The organism is Nocardioides sp. P4_G4, from assembly GCF_056401085.1.
Genome location: NZ_JBFUKA010000061.1, coordinates 1 through 18366, shown reverse-complemented (window position 1 = coordinate 18366; position 18366 = coordinate 1). Strand labels below are relative to the sequence as shown.

The following is an 18366-nucleotide window of genomic DNA, read 5'->3' as shown; positions in this document are numbered from 1 at the left end:
GGCCCGCTCAGCCGCGGTAGGTCGGGGGCTCGACCGACTCGAGCAGCGTCTCGATGACGTCGTCGACCGAGACGCCGTTGAACGCCGCCTGCGGGTCGAGCAGCAGCCGGTGGCAGAGCACCGGGGTGGCCAGGGCGGTGATGTCGCCGGGGACCACGGTCGTCCGGCCGTCGGCGGCGGCCCACGTCTTGGCCACCCGGATGAAGGCCAGGCAGCCGCGGGCGGACAGGCCCATCTTCACGTGCTGGAGGTCGCGGCTGGCCTCGGCGAGCTGGCGGACGTAGCGCACGACGGCGCGGTCGACGTACACCTCGCCCGCGACCCGGGTGAGCTCGGAGACGACCGCGAGGGAGACGACAGGGGCGACCAGCGAGGCCCGGTCCCGCACCGCCGAGCCGAGCAGGAGCTCCTCGGTGGCGTCCGCGTCGGGGTAGCCGACGGAGGTCTTCATGAGGAACCGGTCGAGCTGGGCCTCGGGCAGCCGGTAGGTGCCGGCCTGCTCGATGGGGTTCTGGGTGGCGATCACCATGAAGGGCCGCGGCACGTCGTGGGTGATGCCGTCGACCGTGACGTGCCCCTCCTCCATCACCTCGAGGAGCGCCGACTGGGTCTTGGGGGAGGCCCGGTTGATCTCGTCGGCCAGCACGATGTCGTGGAAGATCGGGCCGCGGTGGAAGTCGAAGGTGCCCTTGTGCTGGTCGTAGACCGTCACCCCGGTGACGTCGGTGGGCAGCAGGTCGGGCGTGAACTGGATGCGCGCGTGGCTGCCCTCGATGGTGTTGGACAGCGCGCGGGCCAGCATCGTCTTGCCGGTGCCGGGCAGGTCCTCGAGGAGCAGATGGCCCTCGGAGACCAGGCAGGTGAGGGCCAGGCGCACGACGTGGTCCTTGCCGAGGACGGCACGGCCCATGTGGTCGGCGACCTGGGTGAAGGTGCGGCTGAACCACTCCGCCTCGTGCGCGGTGATCGATCCGGTGCTCCCGTCGACCGCCGTCGCGTGGGTGTCAGTCATGTGCGCCTCTCCGTCTGGGCGAAGGGTACGCGGGCGCGGGCCGGCTGGGGACGCAGTGGCAGACTCTGGCCGTGTCATCCACCCCCCGGTCGCGTACGTCCACGCGCGCCCAGCGTCGTACGACGACCCGGCTGACCGGTCTGGTGGTGGTCCTGCCGCTTCTCCTCGGGGGGTGCGGCGACGACCCGGAGCCCACGCCGCAGGCTCTGGCCGAGACCCCGGAGCCGACCGTCCCGGCCTACGGCACCGACGACACGCTGCCGGCCGGCGAGGCGGCCCTCGCGCTGGTCCCCGCCGACGCGACCCTGGTGACGGTGACCGACTTCGACGCCTCCCGGCGCGCGCTGGGGGTGCCCGAGCTGACCAGCGAGGACCTCGTGCGGGACCGCACCGACTACTGGGAGCGGGCGCGGCGGGAGTCGGTGCTGCTCGCGGCCGGGATGCTGCACGAGCACGACTCCGAGCTGCTGCTCGACCACGGCTTCACCTCCGACGACGTCGACTGGGAGGCCCACTTCCTCACCCCCGACGGCCCCGGCTGGGTGCTCGCGCTGCGGCCCGACCTCGACATGGCGCTGGTCGCGGGCGCGGTCGACGCCAAGGTGGCCGGGCTCGGCGGGGCCGAGGTCGACCGGGCCAGGCACCTGGTCTCCGTGGGTGCCGCCGCCGGGGACGAGGAGACGTGGGCCGAACGCCCGGGCATCGTGGACCTGACCTCGTCCGGCGCCACCGAGGCGACCTACTACCGCGCCGGCTGCGTGCCGCTGGCGCAGGTGCTGGGGCCCGACGCGGACGTGACGGACCTGGACGCGCTCGTGGCCCGGCACGACCCGACCGACCTCGATCCCCTCGAGACCTTCGCGGTGGGTTTCGCCGACGGCATCGCCACAGCGCGGCTGGGCGTCGACCGCCCCGACCTCTTCGACCGGGCCGCACTCGCCGAGGACGTCCCGACCGTGGGTCCGGTGGGCTTCGGCGACGCCTTCACACGGCCGGTGGTCGACCCCTCGACCGGACGGATCGGCTGGACGGTGCGCGACCCGGGCGCCGCCGCCGGTCTGGTGCTGACCGACGTGCTGCCCTTCGCGGTCTGCCCCGAGGTGGCGCCGATGGAGGAGCCGACCGGCCTGTGAGCCCCGCACGGATCATCAACGCCCGCACCCTCGGCGCCACGGCCCTCGCCCTGGTGTTCGTCGCCATCGCCGGCTGGCTGGGCTGGTGGCAGCTCGGGGCCTGGCAGTCGCGCCGCGACGCCCAGGCGCGGGACYTGACCTCCCTGGCCCCGGTGGCCCTCGACGACGTGATGGGCTCCGACGACCCGTTCCCCGGCGACGAGGTGGGCCGTCCGGTGGACGTCGCCGGCACGTGGCTGGGCCAGGGCAGCTTCCTGGTCTCCGGGCGCACCCAGGACGGGCAGGACGGCTACTGGGCGGTGACCCCGCTCGCCCTGGACGAGTCCGGCGGCGACACCGCGGTGCTCGTGGTCCGGGGCTGGACGCCCGACCCCGACGTCCCGCCCGCGGTCGGACCCGCCTCGCTCACCGGCTGGCTCCAGCCGGCGGAGGGCACCGGCGTGGTGGACGACGACCCGGACGACGACGTCGTACCGCAGCTGCGGATCGCGGACGCGGTCCAGCGCGTCGACGCCGACCTCTACGGCGCCTACCTGGTGGCGCAGGAGCCGGGCCCGGGCCTGGAGGCCGCCAACCTGGACTCGCTGCCCGAGGTCGGGCGCTTCACCGCGGTCCGCAACCTCCTGTACGCCCTCGAGTGGTGGGTCTTCGGCGGCTTCGCGGCCTTCATCTGGTGGCGATGGCTCCGCGACGAGCGCGCTGTGGACCGCGTGACAGACTCGGCGTCGTGAAGGCCGCTCTGCTCCGCTACCGGGTCATGGCCACCGTCGTCGGTGTGCTGCTCATCGTGCTGTGCCTCGTCGGCCTGCCGCTCCACTACGGCTACCTGCTGTTCCCCGAGGCCATGCCCAAGGGCGGCACGGCGTACGACGTGGGCGCCGGCATCTCCGCCTACCTCGGGGTCGCGCACGGCTGGCTCTACCTGATCTTCCTGATCATGGCGTTCATGCTGGGCCGCCGCGCGGCCTGGGACCTGCCGTTCCTCGCGGTCACGCTGGTCTGCGGCACCATCCCGGTGGTCTCGTTCTGGGCGGAGCACCGCGCCACGCAGCGCACGATCGCCGAGCACCCGGAGCTGCAGCACTCGGCCGAGGTCACCCGACCGGACCCCGAGCTGCGTTGAGCGCGTGAGAGGCCTCCCGTCGTGAAGACCGCCTTCGTCCTGGGCGGCGGCGGCATCCTCGGCGCCGTCGAGGTCGGCATGCTGCGGGCGCTCTTCGAGCGCGGCATCACCCCCGACCTGGTGCTGGGCACGAGCGTGGGCGCGCTCAACGGCGCGATGGTGGCCCGCGAGCCGCGGCTGCCGGTCATCAAGCGGCTCACCGACCTGTGGGCGGCGACCGCGGCCGGCAGCACCGACGGGGGCGCCTCGCCCTTCCACGACCGTCCGCTGCGCACGGTCCGGCGGGCGATGTCGACGGGCACCCACATCTACTCCGCCAAGCCGCTCACCCAGCGCCTGGCCGACGAGCTCGGGGACACCACGTTCGCCGACCTCGAGGTGTCCTTCCAGGTGTGCGCGGCCAGCATCGAGCGCTCGGCGGAGCACTGGTTCGACTCCGGGCCCCTGGTGCCGGCGATCGTGGCCAGTGCCGCCGTCCCCGGCCTGCTGCCGCCCGCACGGGTCGAGACCGAGTTCGGGGTCGAGCACTTCCTCGACGGCGGCCTGGTCAACTCCATCCCGGTCGGGCGCGCCGTGTCCCTCGGCGCGACCCGTGTCTTCGTGCTCCAGGTCGGCCGCATCGACCGGCCGCTGAGCGTCCCGAGGCGTCCCTGGGAGGTGGCCCGGGTGAGCTTCGAGGTCGCCCGCCGCCACCGCTTCATGCGCGAGCTCGCCGAGATCCCCGACCAGGTCGAGGCGCACGTCCTGCCCGCCGCCGGAACGTCGTCCAAGGACGACTCGATGCTCGCCTTCCGCGACTTCTCCTCCGTCCAGCGACGCATCGACGCGACGTACGACGCCTCGCGCGCCTACCTCGACGAGCACCTCGACCCGGACCCCTCGTGAGCGACAGGATGACGCCGTGACCAGGGTGACCGGGACGACGTCGTGATCTGGGTCCTGCGCCGGCTCGTGCTCGCCCCGGCCCTGGTCGGGCTGACGGTGCTGCTGTGGGTGACCTTCCCGCTGTGGCTCATCGGGGCCGCGGCGATCTCCCCGGTGCTCCCCGGTCGCTGGCGCGCGCTGCGGCTCTTCTGGGTGGCGTTCCTCTACCTCACCATCGAGTCGCTGCTGCTCCTCGTGCTCCTGGGGCTGTGGCTGGCGTCGGGCTTCGGGTGGAAGATCCGCTCGCCGTACTTCGCCGGCATCCACTACGATCTGGTGCAGTTCACCCTGGTCGGGTTCTTCCGCGAGGCGCGACGGGTGCTGGCGCTGCGGATCCGCACCGACGGCCCTGCCCCGGCGCGGCACCCCGAGCGGCCGATACTGGTCTGCTGCCGGCACGCGGGACCGGGCGACTCGTTCACGCTGATGTACGCGCTGCTGCACTGGTACGGCCGCGAGCCCCGCGTCGTCCTCAAGGACACCCTCGCCTGGGACCCGGCCATCGACGTGCTCCTGCGCAGGATCCCGGCCAGCTTCATCTCACCCAACCCGGCCGCCGGGGAGGACCTCGAGTCCCAGATCGCCGAGCTGGCGAGCGGGCTCGACACCAACGACGCGTTCGTGATCTTCCCCGAGGGCGGCAACTTCACCCCGGCCCGGCGGGAGCGGGCCATCGCCCGGCTGCGCAAGCTCGGCCTGCAGCAGATGGCCGACCGTGCGGAGCGGATGACCAACGTGCTGGCCCCGCGCCCGGGCGGCTTCCTCGCCGCCCTCGACGCGGCCCCGGAGGCCGACGTGGTGATGGTCGCGCACACCGGCCTCGACCACCTGCTCACCGTCGGTGACCTGTGGCGCGAGYTGCCGATGGACAAGACCCTGGTGATGCGCTGGTGGGAGGTCCCGCGGGCCGAGATCCCGGCCGATCGCGAGGCGCGCATCGAGTGGCTCTTCGGCTGGTGGGAGCAGATCGACGCCTGGATCGACGACCACCGCACCGTCGTCTGACGCCACGAGCCCCGGACCAGCAGGTCCGGGGCTCGTGGGTGGCTGTGCTCGCGCTGGTCGGTCAGGACCTCGGGTTGTCCGGGACGTCGTCCACGTCGATGACCTCGGCCGGGTTGTCCGGGGTGGTCGGGTCGTGCGGCTCCTCGACGCGGTCGCTGAGCGCCTCGCCCGGGGCGCCGCCGCCGACGTCGTCCACCGGGGCACGGTGGGTCGGGTCGGTCAGGGCGTCGGAAGCCTCCGCGGCGTCGACCGCCGTGGGGGTGGACGGGTCGAGCGGGGTCTTGATGGGGTCGGTCAGCGGGTCGCCCGCCACACCGCTCGGGGGGAGCGGGGACGTGGCCGGAGAGCCGGAGGACGCGCTGCCGCCGGCCGGCGGGGCCGGGGTGTAGCTGGACTGCCAGTTGTCCTTAGTCTGCGACTTGCGCAGCTTGCTGAAGACCGCACCGCCGATGGCGAGCAGGCCGCCGATGAGCAGCAGGGTCTTGATCTTGCTGCGCTGGGGCTCCGGCTCCTGGCGCAGCTCGGCCACCTTGGCGGCGGCGAGGTCGCGACCCTCCGCAGCCTTGACGGCGGCGAGGGTGGCGCCGGCGGCGACCTTCTCGCTCGCCAGGGCCCGGCCCTCGGCGAGAACCGGGACGGCACGGTCGCGAGCGTCCTGGAGCAGGGGCACCGCCCGGTCCCGGGTGTCCTGGAGGAGGGGTACGGCGCGGTCGCGGGCGTCGGACACCAGCGGGGCTGCCTTGTCCCGCGCGTCGGCGAGAGCAGGGCCCGCCGTGGAGCGCGCGGTCTCCAGCGCAGCCTCGAGCTGGGGAATGACGGTGTCGGCGACGGACTCCACGTAGTCGTGGGCCCGATCCATGATCGACTTCTGCCTGCGGATGCGCATGCGTGGCCTCCTTGTGAGTTGTGTACCCATCTCACCATGCCGTGCGAATCGGCCGACAGCCCCGTCCGGGTGAAGTCCACCGTCCGGTCACCGGTGCACGGCCACGGGTCACGGGGCGTGCACGGGGCGTGCACGGGGGCGTGTCCAGGTGCATGGCAGGATCGACGGCGACACGTGCGCGGCGCCCCTGCGTCGTACGCACTCCTGACACGCGAGAGGCAGACCATGGCTGACACCAAGGCCACCCTGAAGACGAACAAGGGTGACATCGTCATCAACCTGTTCCCCAACCACGCGCCGGAGACGGTCGACAACTTCGTGGGCCTCGCCGAGGGCACCAAGGACTACAAGACCGGCGACGGCAAGACCGGCCCCTTCTACGACGGCCTCGGCTTCCACCGGGTCATCGAGGGCTTCATGATCCAGGGCGGCTGCCCGCAGGGCACCGGCACCGGCGGCCCCGGCTACCAGTTCAAGGACGAGATCCACCCCGAGCTCGTCTTCGACAAGCCCTACCTGCTCGCCATGGCAAACGCCGGCCCGGGCACCAACGGCTCGCAGTTCTTCATCACCCTCGGCGCCACCCCGTGGCTGAACCGCAAGCACACGATCTTCGGCGAGGTGGCCGACCAGTCCTCGCGCGACGTCGTCGACGCGATCGGCTCGACCCGCACCGGCGCGATGGACCGACCGGCCGAGCCGGTCACCATCGAGTCGGTCACCATCGAGCGCTGAGACCCTCACCCGCATGACCCAGCCGACCTCCGGCGATCCCGCGGCCGGCGTCCCGACCTGTTATCGGCACGCCGGCCGCGAGACATGGATCCGCTGCCAGCGCTGCGAGCGGCCCATCTGTCCCGACTGCATGCGGGACGCGGCGGTCGGCTTCCAGTGCCCCTCGTGCATCGCCGAGGGCGCCAGGAGCACCCGCAGCATCCAGGCGCCGTACGGCGGCGCGCGCTCGAGCAACCCCGCCCTCACGTCGCTGGTGCTCATCGGCCTCAACGTGGCGGTCTGGCTGGCGATCCTGGTGACGGGCGGCTCCGGCAGCGCGCTGGTCGACCGCCTCGGCCTGCGCGCCAACGGCGCCTGCGCCCCCGGGGACGGCTACCTCTACGACATGACCCGGACGACGTGCGACGCCGTCGGCGGGCGCTTCCTGACCGGTGTCGACGACGGCGCCTGGTGGCAGCTGCTCACCAGCCAGTTCGCGCACGTGGAGATCTGGCACATCGCGGGCAACATGCTCGCCCTCTACATCCTGGGGCCGCAGCTCGAGCTGGTCCTGGGCCGGGTCCGCTTCCTGGTCCTCTACCTGGTCTCGGGGCTGGCCGGCTCGGTCGCCGTCCTGTGGCTCTCCCCGGAGATCGGGCTCACCCTCGGCGCCTCGGGCGCCATCTACGGCCTGTTCGGCGGGCTCGGTGTCGTGGCCCTGAAGGTCGGCGGCGACCTGCGCAGCCTCGGCGGGCTGCTCGTGCTCAACCTCGTCATCACCTTCGCCGTCCCGGGTATCTCCTGGCAGGGGCACCTCGGCGGCCTCGTCGGCGGTGCGCTGATCGCCGCGCTGCTGGTCTACGCGCCCCGGCAGCGGCGCAGCCTCGTGCAGTGGAGCGGGGTGGCGACCCTGACCCTGGCCCTGCTGGCCCTCGCCGTGGTCCGCGTCGTCGCCCTGCCCTGAGGTGTGACGGCGCACGTACGCCACGACGTCCGTCCGTATGAATCACACCGGGCTGAATTCACCCCTAGGTTCATCCACAGGTGTGGAATCACCTGTGGAGAACTACACCGGTGTAGTTCTCCACACCTTGTCCCCAGGCTGGGGAAAATGACGGCGGCGCCGACCCCCTGACGGGAGCCGGCGCCGCTGCACGACGGAGCGGGAGGGTCACTCCCAGCGGGTCGCGAAGGTGAACCCGACCGCCATGAAGGCGATGCCGACGGCGAGGTTCCACTGGCCGAGGTCGTTGAAGACCGGCAGCGAGGAGAGGTCGTCGGAGAAGACGTAGAACGTGCAGATCCACAGCAGGCCGACCAGGAAGCAGCCGAGCATGCCGACCACGACGCCTCGACCGCGTCCGAGCGGGGTGGAGGGGTGGGCGGAGATCGCCAGCCCGAGCATGAGCGAGCCGAAGCCGATGGCGTAGTTCCACAGGCCGAGGTCCGCGATCGCCTTGGGGGAGCCCTCCTCGGCCGGGAAGGCCTCCGGGTCGGGGCGCACACCGAGGTAGTAGTAGAGGATCCAGCCGATGCCCGCCGCGATGAGCAGCAGGGCCACGACGAACCTCACGGAGAAGACCTTCGCCGGGCTGTCGACGAACGCCTCGCTGGACTTGGGCACGACCACTCCTCGTAGCTCACGAACTCGGGCGGTGGGGCGTGCGGCGCCCACCGGGGGGCTAGCGTAGTCGCCGTGCCCGCCCCTTCCGACCCGCGCCCCGACGACAGCGTGGCGCGCGCGCGTCGGCGGGCCCTGATGTGGCGGGTGGGGACCCCGACGATGTTCATCCTCTGCGGGACCTTGTTCGCGGTCAGCGCCAACCAGAGCGGCGGCACCGACCTGCGCGGCGGCAGCTACACCGACCTGGCCTCGGTGGTGCAGGCCGAGCGCAACGACACCAATGAGCTCACCGACGAGGTCACCGGCCTCAACGCCGAGATCGAGACCCTGACGGACGGCCTCGGGGACCGCACGGTCAACCGCTACCAGGACGAGATCGACACCCTCGTCGACCCCGCCGGTCTGACCCCGCGCACCGGTCAGGCGGTCAAGGTGACCCTCACCGACGCGCCGGAGGACGTCCTCGTCGAGACCGACCGGGACCAGAACGACCTGGTCGTGCACCAGCAGGATCTCCAGGCCGTCGTCAACGCCATGTGGCGCGCGGGCGCCGTCGCGGTCACCCTCCAGGGCCAGCGGATCATCTCGACCACGGGCATCAAGTGCGAGGGCAACTCGGTGACCCTGCACGGGGTGCCCTACTCCCCGCCGTACGAGATCGTGGGGATCGGCGATCCCGACGCGATCCAGGCCTCGCTCGAGGAGGACCGCTACCTCGACACCTACCGCGAGTACGCCGCCGACCCGACCGGCGGGGTGGGCTACGAGGTCACGACGGTGCCGCGGGTGACCGCGCCGGCCTACGAGGGGCTGCTCGACCTGACCTACGCCACGCCGATGGCCACGCCCGACCAGGACGCCGGCTGACCCCAGCCCGTCAGGGCGTACGCCGCGGGGTCGTCGTCGGCGTCTCCGTGGGCGTCGTCGGCGTCTCGGTCGGGGTCGTGGGGGTCTCGGTGGGCGTCGTCGGCGTCTCCGTCGGCGTCTCCGTGGGCGTCTCGGTCGGCGGCGGCTCGACGAAGRCCGAGACCACGATCAGCACCGTGTCGCCGCGGTCGGCCTCGCCGTCGCGCGGGAACTGGTCGACGACCTGGCCCTTGGGCTCGGTGGACGAGGGGTCCGTACGGACCTCCACCTCGAAGCCGGCCTGGCGGAGCGTGCGCGTGGCCTCGCCCTGTCGCAGGCCGATGACCGACGGGACCGACTCGGGACCGTCGGAGACCGACAGGGTGACCGTCGTGCCCTCGGCGACGGACTGGCCGGCGGGCGGGTCGGTCGAGATGACCTGGCCCTTCGGCTCGTCGGACTCCACCTCGGTGGCGGTGACCTTGAAGCCCTGGGCCCGCAACGTGTCACGGGCAGCGGTGCGTGGCTGCCCCACGACGTACGGGACCTGCACCTCGGGCTTGCCGAGGGAGACCACGAGGTCGACGTCGGTGCCGGGATCGACGTAGACGTCCCGGTTGGGGTTCTGGCGGACGACCTCGTCGGTGGGGACGTCGTCGGAGGGCTCGTGGTTGACCTGGCCGACCGACAGGCCGGCCTGGCCGATCTCGATGCGCGCCTGCTCCTCGGTGAGGCCGACGAGGGCGGGCACCTGGGAGCGCTGGACGTCCTCCTCGAACATGCTCGGCAGGACGTACGCCGCCCCGGCGATGGCGGCGACGATGAGCAGGCCGAGCAGGATCATCAGGCCGGTGCGACCACGCTGGCGGTCCTCACCGGGGGGAGTGGCCACCGCGGCCGGGATGGTCGAGGTGGCGGCGACCGCCGGGACCACCTCGGTCGCGGCGACGGGCGGCGCGACCGCCTGGATCGGGTGCCCGGCCAGGTAGCGCTCGATGTCCTGGCGCATCGCCGCGGCGCTCTGGTAGCGGTCCTCGACCCGCTTGGCGAGCGACTTGAGGACGATCGCGTCGATCTCGGGGTCGAGCTCCTGGTCGTGGTCCGACGGCGGCGAGGGCTGCTCGCGCACGTGCTGGTAGGCCACGGCCACGGGGCTGTCGCCGACGAAGGGCGGCCGGCCGGTCAGGAGCTCGTAGAGCAGGCAGCCGGTGGAGTAGACGTCCGAGCGGGAGTCGACGGTCTCGCCGCGGGCCTGCTCGGGGGAGAGGTACTGCGCGGTGCCGACGACCGCGGCGGTCTGGGTCATCGTCGACGAGGCGTCGGACACGGCCCGGGCGATGCCGAAGTCCATCACCTTGACGTCGCCGCTCGGGGTCAGCATCACGTTGCCGGGCTTGATGTCGCGGTGGATGATCCCGGCCCGGTGGCTGTAGTCGAGGGCCGCGAGCACGTCGCTGGTGATCTCCAGCGCGCGCTCGGGCAGGATCTTGCGCCCCTCGCGGATGATGTCGCGCAGCGTCCGGCCCTGGACGCACTCCATGACGATGTAGGGCTGGGCGACGTCGGAGCCGTCGGTCGCCATCTCCTCGCCGGTGTCGTAGACCGACACGATCGCGGGGTGGTTGAGCGAGGCCGAGCTCTGCGCCTCGCGACGGAAGCGCGCCTGGAAGGTCGCGTCGCTCGCCAGGTCGGTCCGCAGTCGCTTGACCGCCACGGTGCGGCCGAGGCGGGTGTCGCGGCCCTTGCGGACCTCGGCCATGCCGCCGCGGCCCAGCAGCTCGCCGAGCTCGTAGCGGCCGCCGATCACGGTCGGCTCGTTGCTCATCGTCGCCCTCTCGCTGCGCTGGTGGTCCGGCTGGTCGTCCGGATCGTCGTGTGGCTGGTCGTGTKGGTGGTCGTGCCCCGTCCCATCAGCTCGGACTGTCCGTGGGCGTCGCCGGGGCCGGCGACGTCGTGGGATCGGTGGGGGTCTCGGTGGGCGTCTCGGTGGGCGTCTCGGTGGGAGTCTCCTTCGGCGGCTTGCCCCAGTAGGACACCGTCACCGTGTCGCCCCGCTCCAGCGTGCCGGTGGGGTCGACGCCGAGGACGGCGTTCTCCGTCTCGTCCCCGGGGTTGTCGACCTTCTCCTTGCCGACCTTCAGGCCGAGCTCCCTGAGCGCCCCCTCGACCTCCTTGACGTCCCGCCCGAGGTACGCCGCCTCGTCCACCTCGACGGTCGTCGTCTCGGTGGGCGTCTCGGTGGGGGTCTCCGACGGGGTCTCGCTGGGGCTCGGGCTGGGTGTGCGGCTGGCCGTCGGGGAGGGGTTCTGCTGGTCCGGGGTGTCGTCGGTGGCGGGGTCGTCGCCGAGGACCTGCGTCGCGATGAGGGCGACCACCACCAGCGCCAGGCCCAGCAGCGCCCACGGCAGCCAGCCCCGGGAGCGGCGGTCGTCATCGGCAGGAGGTGCGGGTGCGGAGGCCGGGACCGATGCCGCGGCGGGCACCGGGGCGAGGACCTGCGTRCTCGTCGGGTCCTGGACCGGCACGGGCGCCACCACCGGGGCGACGACGGTGGCGGCCCCGGCCGCCCCGTCGCTCGACGGATCGCGCAGCGCGGCCGCGAAGGCCGCGCCGTCGGCGTACCGGTCGGCGGGATCCTTGGCCATAGACCGGCGCACGACGGCGGCGAGGTCGGCCGGCACGCTGTCGGGCAGCTCCGGGACCGGCTCTCGAAGGTGGGCGATCGCGGTCGCCACGGGCGTGTCGGCCAGGAACGGCTTGCGCCCCGCCAGGCACTCGAACGCCACGACGCCCAGGGCGTAGACGTCGGAGGCGCTCGTGGCGCGCCTGCCCTCGGCCTGCTCGGGGGAGATGTACGCCGGGGTGCCCATCACCTGGCCGGTCTCGGTCAGGGACATCCCCTCGGCCGCGCGGGCGATCCCGAAGTCGGTCACCTTGGTGCGCCGGTCCGGGGTCACGATCAGGTTGCCGGGCTTGACGTCGCGGTGGACGATCCCGGCCGCGTGCGCCGCTCCGAGGGCCTCGGCGGCCTGCGAGAGCAGGTCGCGCACCACCTCGGGATCCATGGGCGCGTGGGGTCGCAGCAGGTTCGAGAGGGGCTGGCCCTCGACCAGCTCCATGACCAGGAACGGCCGCGGCGAGGGCGAGCCGTCCACCGGGGCCGCCTCGCCGAAGTCGAAGACGCCCGCGATCCCGGGGTGGTGCAGCGACGCCGCGTGCCGGGCCTCGGTCTCGAAGCGGGTGCGGAACAGCGCGTCGTCGGCGTACTCCGGCTTGAGGACCTTGATCGCCACCGGGCGTGACAGCACGGTGTCGGTGCCGCGCCAGACCTCGCCCATGCCGCCGGTCGCGATCCGGGAGGTGAGCGCATAGCGGCGCGAGTCGTCGGCGAAGCGCTGCGAGGTGCCGTCGGGAGGAGTGGTCGTCACGGGTTGAGCACCGCCTCCATGACCGCCTTGGCGATCGGCCCGCCGAGCCGGCCGCCCGCGATGTCGCCGCGCGCGGTGTCGCTGGACTGCACGAGCACCGCGACGGCCACCTTGGGGTCGTCGGCCGGGGCGAAGGAGGTGAACCAGGCGTACGGCGGGCGGGTGTCGGTGGACTGCGCCGTCCCGGTCTTGCCGGCCACCCGCACCCCGGGGATCGCGGCCGCGTAGGCGGTGCCCTCGTCGACGGTGGCGACCATCATCTCGGTCAGCTCCTCGGCGGTGCTGGGCGAGACGGCCTCGGACAGCTCGGACTCCGAGGTCTTGTCCAGCAGCGAGAGGTTGGGCGCACGGACCTCGTCGACGACGTAGGGACGCATCACGACGCCGTCGTTGGCGATGCCCGCGGACACCATCGCCATCTGCAGGGGCGTCGCGGTCACGCTCGCCTGGCCGATGCCCGACAGCGCGGTCTGCGGCGGGTCCATGTCCGGGGGGTAGAGCGAGCGGGCCTGGCCGGGCAGGTCCTCCAGCGACGTGGCGTTGAAGCCGAACTTCTCCGCCTGCTCGGTCATCGCCTCGATCCCGAGCTCGTCGGCCAGGGACATGAACGTCACGTTGCAGGACACCTGGAGGGCCTGGGTCAGGGTGATCCGGTTGCCGCCGCAGTCGCTCCCACCCTCGTTCCCGACCTTGGTCGTCGACTGGGGCAGCTGGAAGGAGGTCCCGCCGGGCACCATCGACTGGGCGTCGTAGTCGCCGGACTCGATGGCTGCCGCCGCGGTCACCAGCTTGAAGGTCGAGCCGGGCGGCAGGGTGGTGCTGATGCCTCGGTTGATGAGCGGCTCCGCCTCGTCCTCGAGGAGCGCGCTGTAGCTCTGCGACACGGCGGCGAAGTCGTGCGAGGCCATCGTGTTGGGGTCGTAGGTCGGGTTCGACACCAGCGCGAGGATCTTGCCGGTGGCCGGCTCGATGGCCACGACGGCACCCTGCACGTCCTCGCCCAGCGCCTGCAGGCCGTCGAAGGCGGCGGTCTGCGCGTCGGGGTCGATCGTGAGCTGGACGTTGCCGCCCTGCGGGTCGGTGTTGCTCAGCATGTCGACGAGGCGGGTCACGAAGAGCCGCGAGTCGTCGCCGGAGAGCACGTCGTTCTGGGAGCGCTCGAGGCCGGTCTGGCTGTAGTAGGAGAAGTAGCCGGTCAGCGGGGCGTACTTGAACGGCTGCGGGTAGGTGCGCTGGAAGTCGTAGCTGTCGTCGCTGGGCACGCTGCGCGCGACCGGGTCCTTGCCCACCAGGATCGCGCCGCGCTCGCGGGAGAACGCCGCGTTGATGACCCGCCGGTTCTGCGGGTCCGCGGTGAGCTCGCCGGAGCGGACGTACATGAGGTACGTCGCGTTGAGCATCAGGGCGAGGAAGAGCACGAGGCAGAAGAGCGAGATCGTGCGGATCGGCTTGTTCATGATCGGGGCCCCCGCGTCGTCGGGAGCGCAGCGAGGAACGTCGTGGGGTGATTCATCGCAGCTTCACCACCTGGGTCGACTCACTGTCGGAGCCGGTGTCGGAGTCGCTCTCGCTGGAGCGGGGGACGGGGCGCCGGGCCTGGTCGGAGATGCGCAGCAGGAGCGCGATCACCACCCAGTTGGCCACCAGCGACGAGCCGCCGTAGGACAGGAACGGGGTGGTGAGGCCGGTGAGCGGGATGAGGCCGGTCACGCCGCCCACCACGACGAAGACCTGGAGGGCGAAGATGCTGCCCAGCCCGACGGCCATCAGCTTGCCGAAGCCGTCACGCGAGATGAGCGCGATCCGCAGCGCGCGCTCCACGATGAGGCCGTAGCAGACGATGATCGCCATGACGGCGGTCAGGCCGAGCTCCTCGCCGATCGCCGGCACGATGAAGTCGGACTCGGCGTAGGGGATCCGGCAGGGTGCGCCGCCGCCGAAGCCGCGTCCGATGAGGCCGCCCCAGCCCATCCCGAACAGGCCCTCGACGAGCTGACCCGAGCCGGGCGTCTTGTCGTAGTAGGCCATCGGGTCGAGCCAGATGTTGACGCGGTTCTGCACGTGGCCGAAGAGCCGCCACCCGGCGAACGCGCCCACCGCGAACATGATCGATCCGACCAGCAGCCAGCCGGCGCGCTCGGTGGCGACGTACAGCATGATCAGGAAGATCCCGAAGAACAGCAGCGAGGACCCCAGGTCGCGCTGGAAGACCAGGATGAACATGCTGACGGCCCACATGCCCAGGATCGGGCCCAGGTCCCGACCGCGCGGCAGGTCGATGAAGAGGACCCGCCGTCCGGCCAGCGCCAGGGCGTCGCGGTGCAGCACGAGGTAGCCGGCGAACGCGATCACCAGCAGCACCTTGGCGACCTCGCCGGGCTGGAAGCTGAACGGGCCGACGGCGATCCAGATCCTGGCGCCGTTGATGTTCTTGCCGACGAGCGGGGCCATCGGCAGGAGCAGCAGCACGATCGCGGCCAGGCCGGTCGTGTAGGTGAACCGCTGCAGCAGCCGGTGGTCGCGCAGCAGCCCGAGGGTGGCCACGAAGAGCACCACGCCCAGCGTCATCCAGATGAGCTGCTGACGGGCGAACGAGTCGTTGTCGACGCACTGGCTGGTGTTGTCCAGGTCCAGGCGGTGGATGACCGCGAGGCCGAGGCCGTTGAGGGCCGCCACGAGGGGCAGCAGCACCGGGTCGGCGTACGGCGCGAAGATCCGGATCGCCACGTGGGCGACGACGATGAGGGCGCTGAGCCACCCGCCGTAGCCGACGATGTCGGCCGGGATGGTGCCCTCCATGCCGAGGCCGACGGCGGCGTACGCGCCGATGCCCACCGCCAGCGCGAGCAGGAGCAGGAAGAGCTCCGCGCCCCGGCGGCGCCGGTGCACGAATCCCATCAGGGTGTGGTCCTGGCTCATCAGCCGGCGTCCTGCGCGGGCACGTCCTGCCGTGCGGCGTAGTTGTCCACGGTCGCCCGGGCGTCGTCGAGGTCGCTCGCCTCGATGCCGGCGGTCACCTGCTCGGCGTCGATCTCGCTGAGGTTGGCGACGTCGACGTCGCTGACCTCGTAGGGGTGCGAGACGTCCACGCCGGGGATCTCGGCGTTGAGCCCGCGGAAGATGGTCACCTTGTGGTCGGAGACGCCCACGTAGAACTGCTGCTGGCTCCACGACCAGGCGGCGGCCAGCGCCATCCAGACGATGCCGAGGAGGGCGGCGATCACGAGCATCCGCTTGAGCCAGGTGTGCCGGGCCGGCGGGCGGGGCGCGTAGCGCCGGGCCTCGGGGTCGATCGGGTCGGACGCGAAGGCGTGCAGGTCGGCGGGCACCCCGTCGGGCGCATCGGTCACCGGGTCGATCTCGCCCGTGTCGCCGGAGCGGTGGCCCCGGAAGAGCCCGCGACCGGGGCCCCCGCCGGACCCCTTGCGGGGCAGGTCGGCAGCGGCGCCCACCAGCAGCGGCTCCAGGGCCGGGTCGGGCTCGGTGTCGATGACGTCGGCCACCACGCAGGTGACGTTGTCGCTGCTGCCGGCCTCGAGGCTGGCGCGCACCAGCTCGACGGCGGCGTAGTCGGGGGTGCCCGACGCGAGGATGTCGGCCATCCGGGCGTCGTCGAGGGTGCCGCAGGCGCCGTCGCTGCACAAGAAGATGCGGTCCCCGACCTCGAGCGGGACCTCGAAGAGGTCGGGCTCCTCGTGCCGGATGCCGTCGAGCGCCTTGAGGATGAGGTTGCGGTTGGGGTGCACCCGCGACTCCTCCTCGGTGATCCGGCCCTCGTCGACGAGGCTCTGCACGAAGGTGTGGTCGTGGGTCAGACGTCGCAGCTCGCCGCCGCGCAGGAGGTAGCCCCGGCTGTCGCCGAGGTGTCCGACGCCGATCCGGGCACCGTCGAAGAGCACCACCGTCGCGGTCGTGCTGGTGCCGTTGAGCTCGGGGTCCTCCTCGACCAGCTCGCCGATCCGGTCGTCCGCGCGGTGGATCGCGCCTGCGACGAGGGCGAGGAGGTCGTCGGTCGGCTCGGAGTCCAGCTTGCGGAGCTGCTGCACGGCGGTGCTGCTGGCCAGGTCGCCACGCGCCGCGCCGCCGACGCCGTCGCAGACCGTCAGCAGCCAGGGCCCGGCATACCCGGAGTCCTGGTTGTCACGACGGACGCGTCCGACGTCGGAGATGGCGGAGTACGCCAGGCGTAGCGGTCCGGTCATGGAGGGCCGACCCTACTTCCGCAGCTCGAGGATGGTCTTGCCGATGCGCACCTGGATGCCCAGCCCGATGGTGGTGGGCTGGGTGATGCGTACGGAGCCGACGTAGGTGCCGTTGGTGGAGCCGAGGTCCTCGACGAACCAGTCCTCGCCGCTGGCGGCCACCCGGGCGTGCCGGGTGGAGACGTAGTCGTCGTCGAGCCGGATGGCGGCGTCGCTGCCGCGTCCGATGAGCAGCGGCGCGTCGTCGAGCTCGGCCCGGGCGCCCGTGTTGTCGCCCTCGACCACGATCAGGTGGGTCGGCGAGCCGCGTCGGCGCGACGGGGGCTTGGACTTGCCGCGCGCGGGCGCGGCCGCGCCGCGGGCGGCCTCGGGCACGCGGGCCCCGAACATGTCGGAGCGGATCACCGAGATCGCCGAGAGCACGAAGATCCACAGGATCGCGAGGTAGGCGAAGCGGATGAGGAACAAGGTGAGCTCGGACATGTCCTAGCCCTCCTCGGTGACGCGGACCGTCATGGTGGTGTGCCCGATCTTGACCTCGGTGCCGTCGCGGAGTCCGGCCCGGCCGACCTTGGTGCCGTCGACAAGCATGCCGTTGGTGGAGCCGAGGTCGACCACCTCGAGGTCGTCGCCGTTGACCGTGAACTCGATGTGGCGGCGGCTGACGCCGGGGTCGTTGATGCGCAGGTCGGCCTCGGTGCCGCGACCCACGACCAGCCCGGGGGCCCGCAGCGGGTGGCGGGTGCCGTTGACCTCGAGCACGGCGCGCGCCGCACGGGTGCGGGTGCGCTGGTCGTTGTCGGTGACGCTGGCCTCGGCGCGGCTGAGGATCCGGAACCGACCGGTCGTCAGGTCGTCGGCGGCCTCGAAGTCGATGTGCACGGGGCCGGTGAAGACGTAGCCCTGCGTGTCGGCGTGGTCCTTGAGCTGGTCGACGAGCTCGCGCTCCATCGCGTCGTCGTAGCCCTGCAGGCGCTCGAGGTCGACCGCGGCCAGGAGCACCAGGAAGCGGTTGGGCACCAGGCGCCGGTCCCGGCTCATGATCTGGGCGTTGTTGTCGCACTCGCGCTGGAGGGCCGCGGCGATCTCGACGGGCTGCACCGCGCTGCGGAAGGCGCGGGCGAACACCCCGGAGATCATCTGTTCGAGCCTGCGCTCGAAGCGCTGCAGTGCGTTCACGTCGTGCGCCTCCTCTCGACGGCCGTCGGGTCTGGCCGATCGTACTGTCAGGGGAGGGTCCCGCCGGGCACCCCCGCAGCCGAGTGCCGCCCCGGGACCGCGATTGTGACGGCCCGGCGGGCGTGGGATAGCCTTTCCCTCGCTTCACGCGCGAGTGGCGGAACGGCAGACGCGCTGCGTTCAGGTCGCAGTGTCCGAAAGGGCGTGGGGGTTCAAATCCCCCCTCGCGCACCACCATGGGGTGTTCACGCACGAACATCCGTCGGATCGACACAACCCCCGTCCAGGAC

General features: G+C 72.2%; 18 protein-coding genes and 1 tRNA gene. 9 read left to right on the top strand and 10 right to left on the bottom strand.

Going from position 1 to position 18366, the window contains the following annotated elements:
- Window positions 1–7: 7 nt before the first annotated feature.
- Entirely contained in the window at window positions 8–1012 is a 1005-nt protein-coding gene (locus AC1DQF_RS14870) for an AAA family ATPase (RefSeq protein WP_477525996.1), read from the bottom strand.
- Between the two features lie 71 nt (window positions 1013–1083).
- Between AC1DQF_RS14870 and AC1DQF_RS14865 the strand changes: the two genes are divergently transcribed.
- Genes AC1DQF_RS14865 through AC1DQF_RS14845 form a run of 5 tightly spaced genes read left to right on the top strand, consistent with a single transcriptional unit; the run spans window position 1084 to window position 5197 of the window.
- Entirely contained in the window at window positions 1084–2145 is a 1062-nt protein-coding gene (locus tag AC1DQF_RS14865; protein WP_477525995.1) for a hypothetical protein, read from the top strand.
- Window positions 2142–2876 (top strand): SURF1 family protein, encoded by a 735-nt coding sequence (locus tag AC1DQF_RS14860; protein ID WP_477525994.1) that lies wholly within the window; start codon window positions 2142–2144, stop codon window positions 2874–2876. The genes AC1DQF_RS14865 and AC1DQF_RS14860 overlap by 4 nt, the downstream gene beginning before the upstream one ends.
- Window positions 2873–3268 (top strand): DUF3817 domain-containing protein, encoded by a 396-nt coding sequence (locus AC1DQF_RS14855; RefSeq protein ID WP_477525993.1) that lies wholly within the window; start codon window positions 2873–2875, stop codon window positions 3266–3268. The genes AC1DQF_RS14860 and AC1DQF_RS14855 overlap by 4 nt, the downstream gene beginning before the upstream one ends.
- 21 nt (window positions 3269–3289) lie before the next feature.
- Window positions 3290–4153, top strand: a complete 864-nt coding sequence (locus AC1DQF_RS14850) for a patatin-like phospholipase family protein (protein ID WP_477525992.1) — start codon at window positions 3290–3292, stop codon at window positions 4151–4153.
- Window positions 4154–4195: 42 nt separating this feature from the next.
- A complete protein-coding gene (locus AC1DQF_RS14845; protein ID WP_477525991.1) occupies window positions 4196–5197 on the top strand; it encodes a lysophospholipid acyltransferase family protein in 1002 nt (333 codons plus the stop codon).
- A gap of 61 nt (window positions 5198–5258) precedes the next feature.
- On the opposite strand, the gene AC1DQF_RS14840 is transcribed toward AC1DQF_RS14845, so the two are convergent.
- Window positions 5259–6083, bottom strand: a complete 825-nt coding sequence (locus AC1DQF_RS14840; RefSeq protein ID WP_477525990.1) for a hypothetical protein — start codon at window positions 6081–6083, stop codon at window positions 5259–5261.
- Between the two features lie 225 nt (window positions 6084–6308).
- Here AC1DQF_RS14840 and AC1DQF_RS14835 point away from each other — a divergent pair, with 225 nt between their 5' ends.
- The gene (locus tag AC1DQF_RS14835; RefSeq protein ID WP_477525989.1) at window positions 6309–6818 is read left to right on the top strand and encodes a peptidylprolyl isomerase; all 510 of its coding nucleotides are present in this window, start codon (window positions 6309–6311) and stop codon (window positions 6816–6818) included.
- Window positions 6819–6831: 13 nt separating this feature from the next.
- Window positions 6832–7761 (top strand): rhomboid family intramembrane serine protease, encoded by a 930-nt coding sequence (locus AC1DQF_RS14830; RefSeq protein ID WP_477525988.1) that lies wholly within the window; start codon window positions 6832–6834, stop codon window positions 7759–7761.
- A 207-nt stretch (window positions 7762–7968) separates the two neighbouring features.
- Here AC1DQF_RS14830 and AC1DQF_RS14825 read toward each other — a convergent pair whose 3' ends face one another.
- The gene (locus tag AC1DQF_RS14825; protein ID WP_477525987.1) at window positions 7969–8421 is read right to left on the bottom strand and encodes a cell division protein CrgA; all 453 of its coding nucleotides are present in this window, start codon (window positions 8419–8421) and stop codon (window positions 7969–7971) included.
- A gap of 72 nt (window positions 8422–8493) precedes the next feature.
- Between AC1DQF_RS14825 and AC1DQF_RS14820 the strand changes: the two genes are divergently transcribed.
- On the top strand, window positions 8494–9288 hold the full coding sequence (locus AC1DQF_RS14820) for a DUF881 domain-containing protein (protein WP_477525986.1): 795 nt from the start codon (window positions 8494–8496) through the stop codon (window positions 9286–9288).
- A gap of 10 nt (window positions 9289–9298) precedes the next feature.
- Here AC1DQF_RS14820 and pknB read toward each other — a convergent pair whose 3' ends face one another.
- The 7 genes from pknB to AC1DQF_RS14785 all read right to left on the bottom strand — a co-directional run bounded on the left by pknB (window position 9299) and on the right by AC1DQF_RS14785 (window position 18076).
- Window positions 9299–11092, bottom strand: a complete 1794-nt coding sequence (gene pknB / locus AC1DQF_RS14815) for a Stk1 family PASTA domain-containing Ser/Thr kinase (protein WP_477525985.1) — start codon at window positions 11090–11092, stop codon at window positions 9299–9301.
- 85 nt (window positions 11093–11177) lie between these two features.
- Complete coding sequence (locus tag AC1DQF_RS14810; protein WP_477525984.1) at window positions 11178–12695, bottom strand: serine/threonine-protein kinase; 1518 nt, start codon at window positions 12693–12695, stop codon at window positions 11178–11180.
- Entirely contained in the window at window positions 12692–14152 is a 1461-nt protein-coding gene (locus tag AC1DQF_RS14805; RefSeq protein WP_477525983.1) for a peptidoglycan D,D-transpeptidase FtsI family protein, read from the bottom strand. Before AC1DQF_RS14805 ends, AC1DQF_RS14810 begins: the two co-directional genes overlap by 4 nt.
- A 52-nt stretch (window positions 14153–14204) precedes the next feature.
- Window positions 14205–15614 (bottom strand): FtsW/RodA/SpoVE family cell cycle protein, encoded by a 1410-nt coding sequence (locus AC1DQF_RS14800; protein WP_477525982.1) that lies wholly within the window; start codon window positions 15612–15614, stop codon window positions 14205–14207.
- Complete coding sequence (locus tag AC1DQF_RS14795) at window positions 15614–16897, bottom strand: protein phosphatase 2C domain-containing protein (RefSeq protein ID WP_477525981.1); 1284 nt, start codon at window positions 16895–16897, stop codon at window positions 15614–15616. The genes AC1DQF_RS14800 and AC1DQF_RS14795 overlap by 1 nt, the downstream gene beginning before the upstream one ends.
- 12 nt (window positions 16898–16909) lie before the next feature.
- The gene (locus tag AC1DQF_RS14790) at window positions 16910–17380 is read right to left on the bottom strand and encodes an FHA domain-containing protein FhaB/FipA (RefSeq protein ID WP_477525980.1); all 471 of its coding nucleotides are present in this window, start codon (window positions 17378–17380) and stop codon (window positions 16910–16912) included.
- 3 nt (window positions 17381–17383) lie between these two features.
- Window positions 17384–18076 (bottom strand): FhaA domain-containing protein, encoded by a 693-nt coding sequence (locus AC1DQF_RS14785; protein WP_477525979.1) that lies wholly within the window; start codon window positions 18074–18076, stop codon window positions 17384–17386.
- 148 nt (window positions 18077–18224) lie between these two features.
- Here AC1DQF_RS14785 and AC1DQF_RS14780 point away from each other — a divergent pair.
- Window positions 18225–18310 (top strand) — tRNA-Leu (locus tag AC1DQF_RS14780).
- The last annotated feature ends 56 nt before the right edge of the window (window positions 18311–18366 follow it).

Bases quoted from the DNA above. Each gene is read 5' to 3' on its own strand.
- AC1DQF_RS14870 (WP_477525996.1), bottom strand. From the start codon at position 1,012: ATGACTGACACCCACGCGACGGCGGTCGACGGGAGCACCGGATCGATC.
- AC1DQF_RS14840 (WP_477525990.1), bottom strand. From the start codon at position 6,083: ATGCGCATCCGCAGGCAGAAGTCGATCATGGATCGGGCCCACGACTAC.
- AC1DQF_RS14835 (WP_477525989.1), top strand. From the start codon at position 6,309: ATGGCTGACACCAAGGCCACCCTGAAGACGAACAAGGGTGACATCGTC.
- AC1DQF_RS14830 (WP_477525988.1), top strand. From the start codon at position 6,832: ATGACCCAGCCGACCTCCGGCGATCCCGCGGCCGGCGTCCCGACCTGT.
- AC1DQF_RS14805 (WP_477525983.1), bottom strand. From the start codon at position 14,152: ATGAACAAGCCGATCCGCACGATCTCGCTCTTCTGCCTCGTGCTCTTC.
- AC1DQF_RS14800 (WP_477525982.1), bottom strand. From the start codon at position 15,614: ATGAGCCAGGACCACACCCTGATGGGATTCGTGCACCGGCGCCGCCGG.
- AC1DQF_RS14795 (WP_477525981.1), bottom strand. From the start codon at position 16,897: ATGACCGGACCGCTACGCCTGGCGTACTCCGCCATCTCCGACGTCGGA.
- AC1DQF_RS14790 (WP_477525980.1), bottom strand. From the start codon at position 17,380: ATGTCCGAGCTCACCTTGTTCCTCATCCGCTTCGCCTACCTCGCGATC.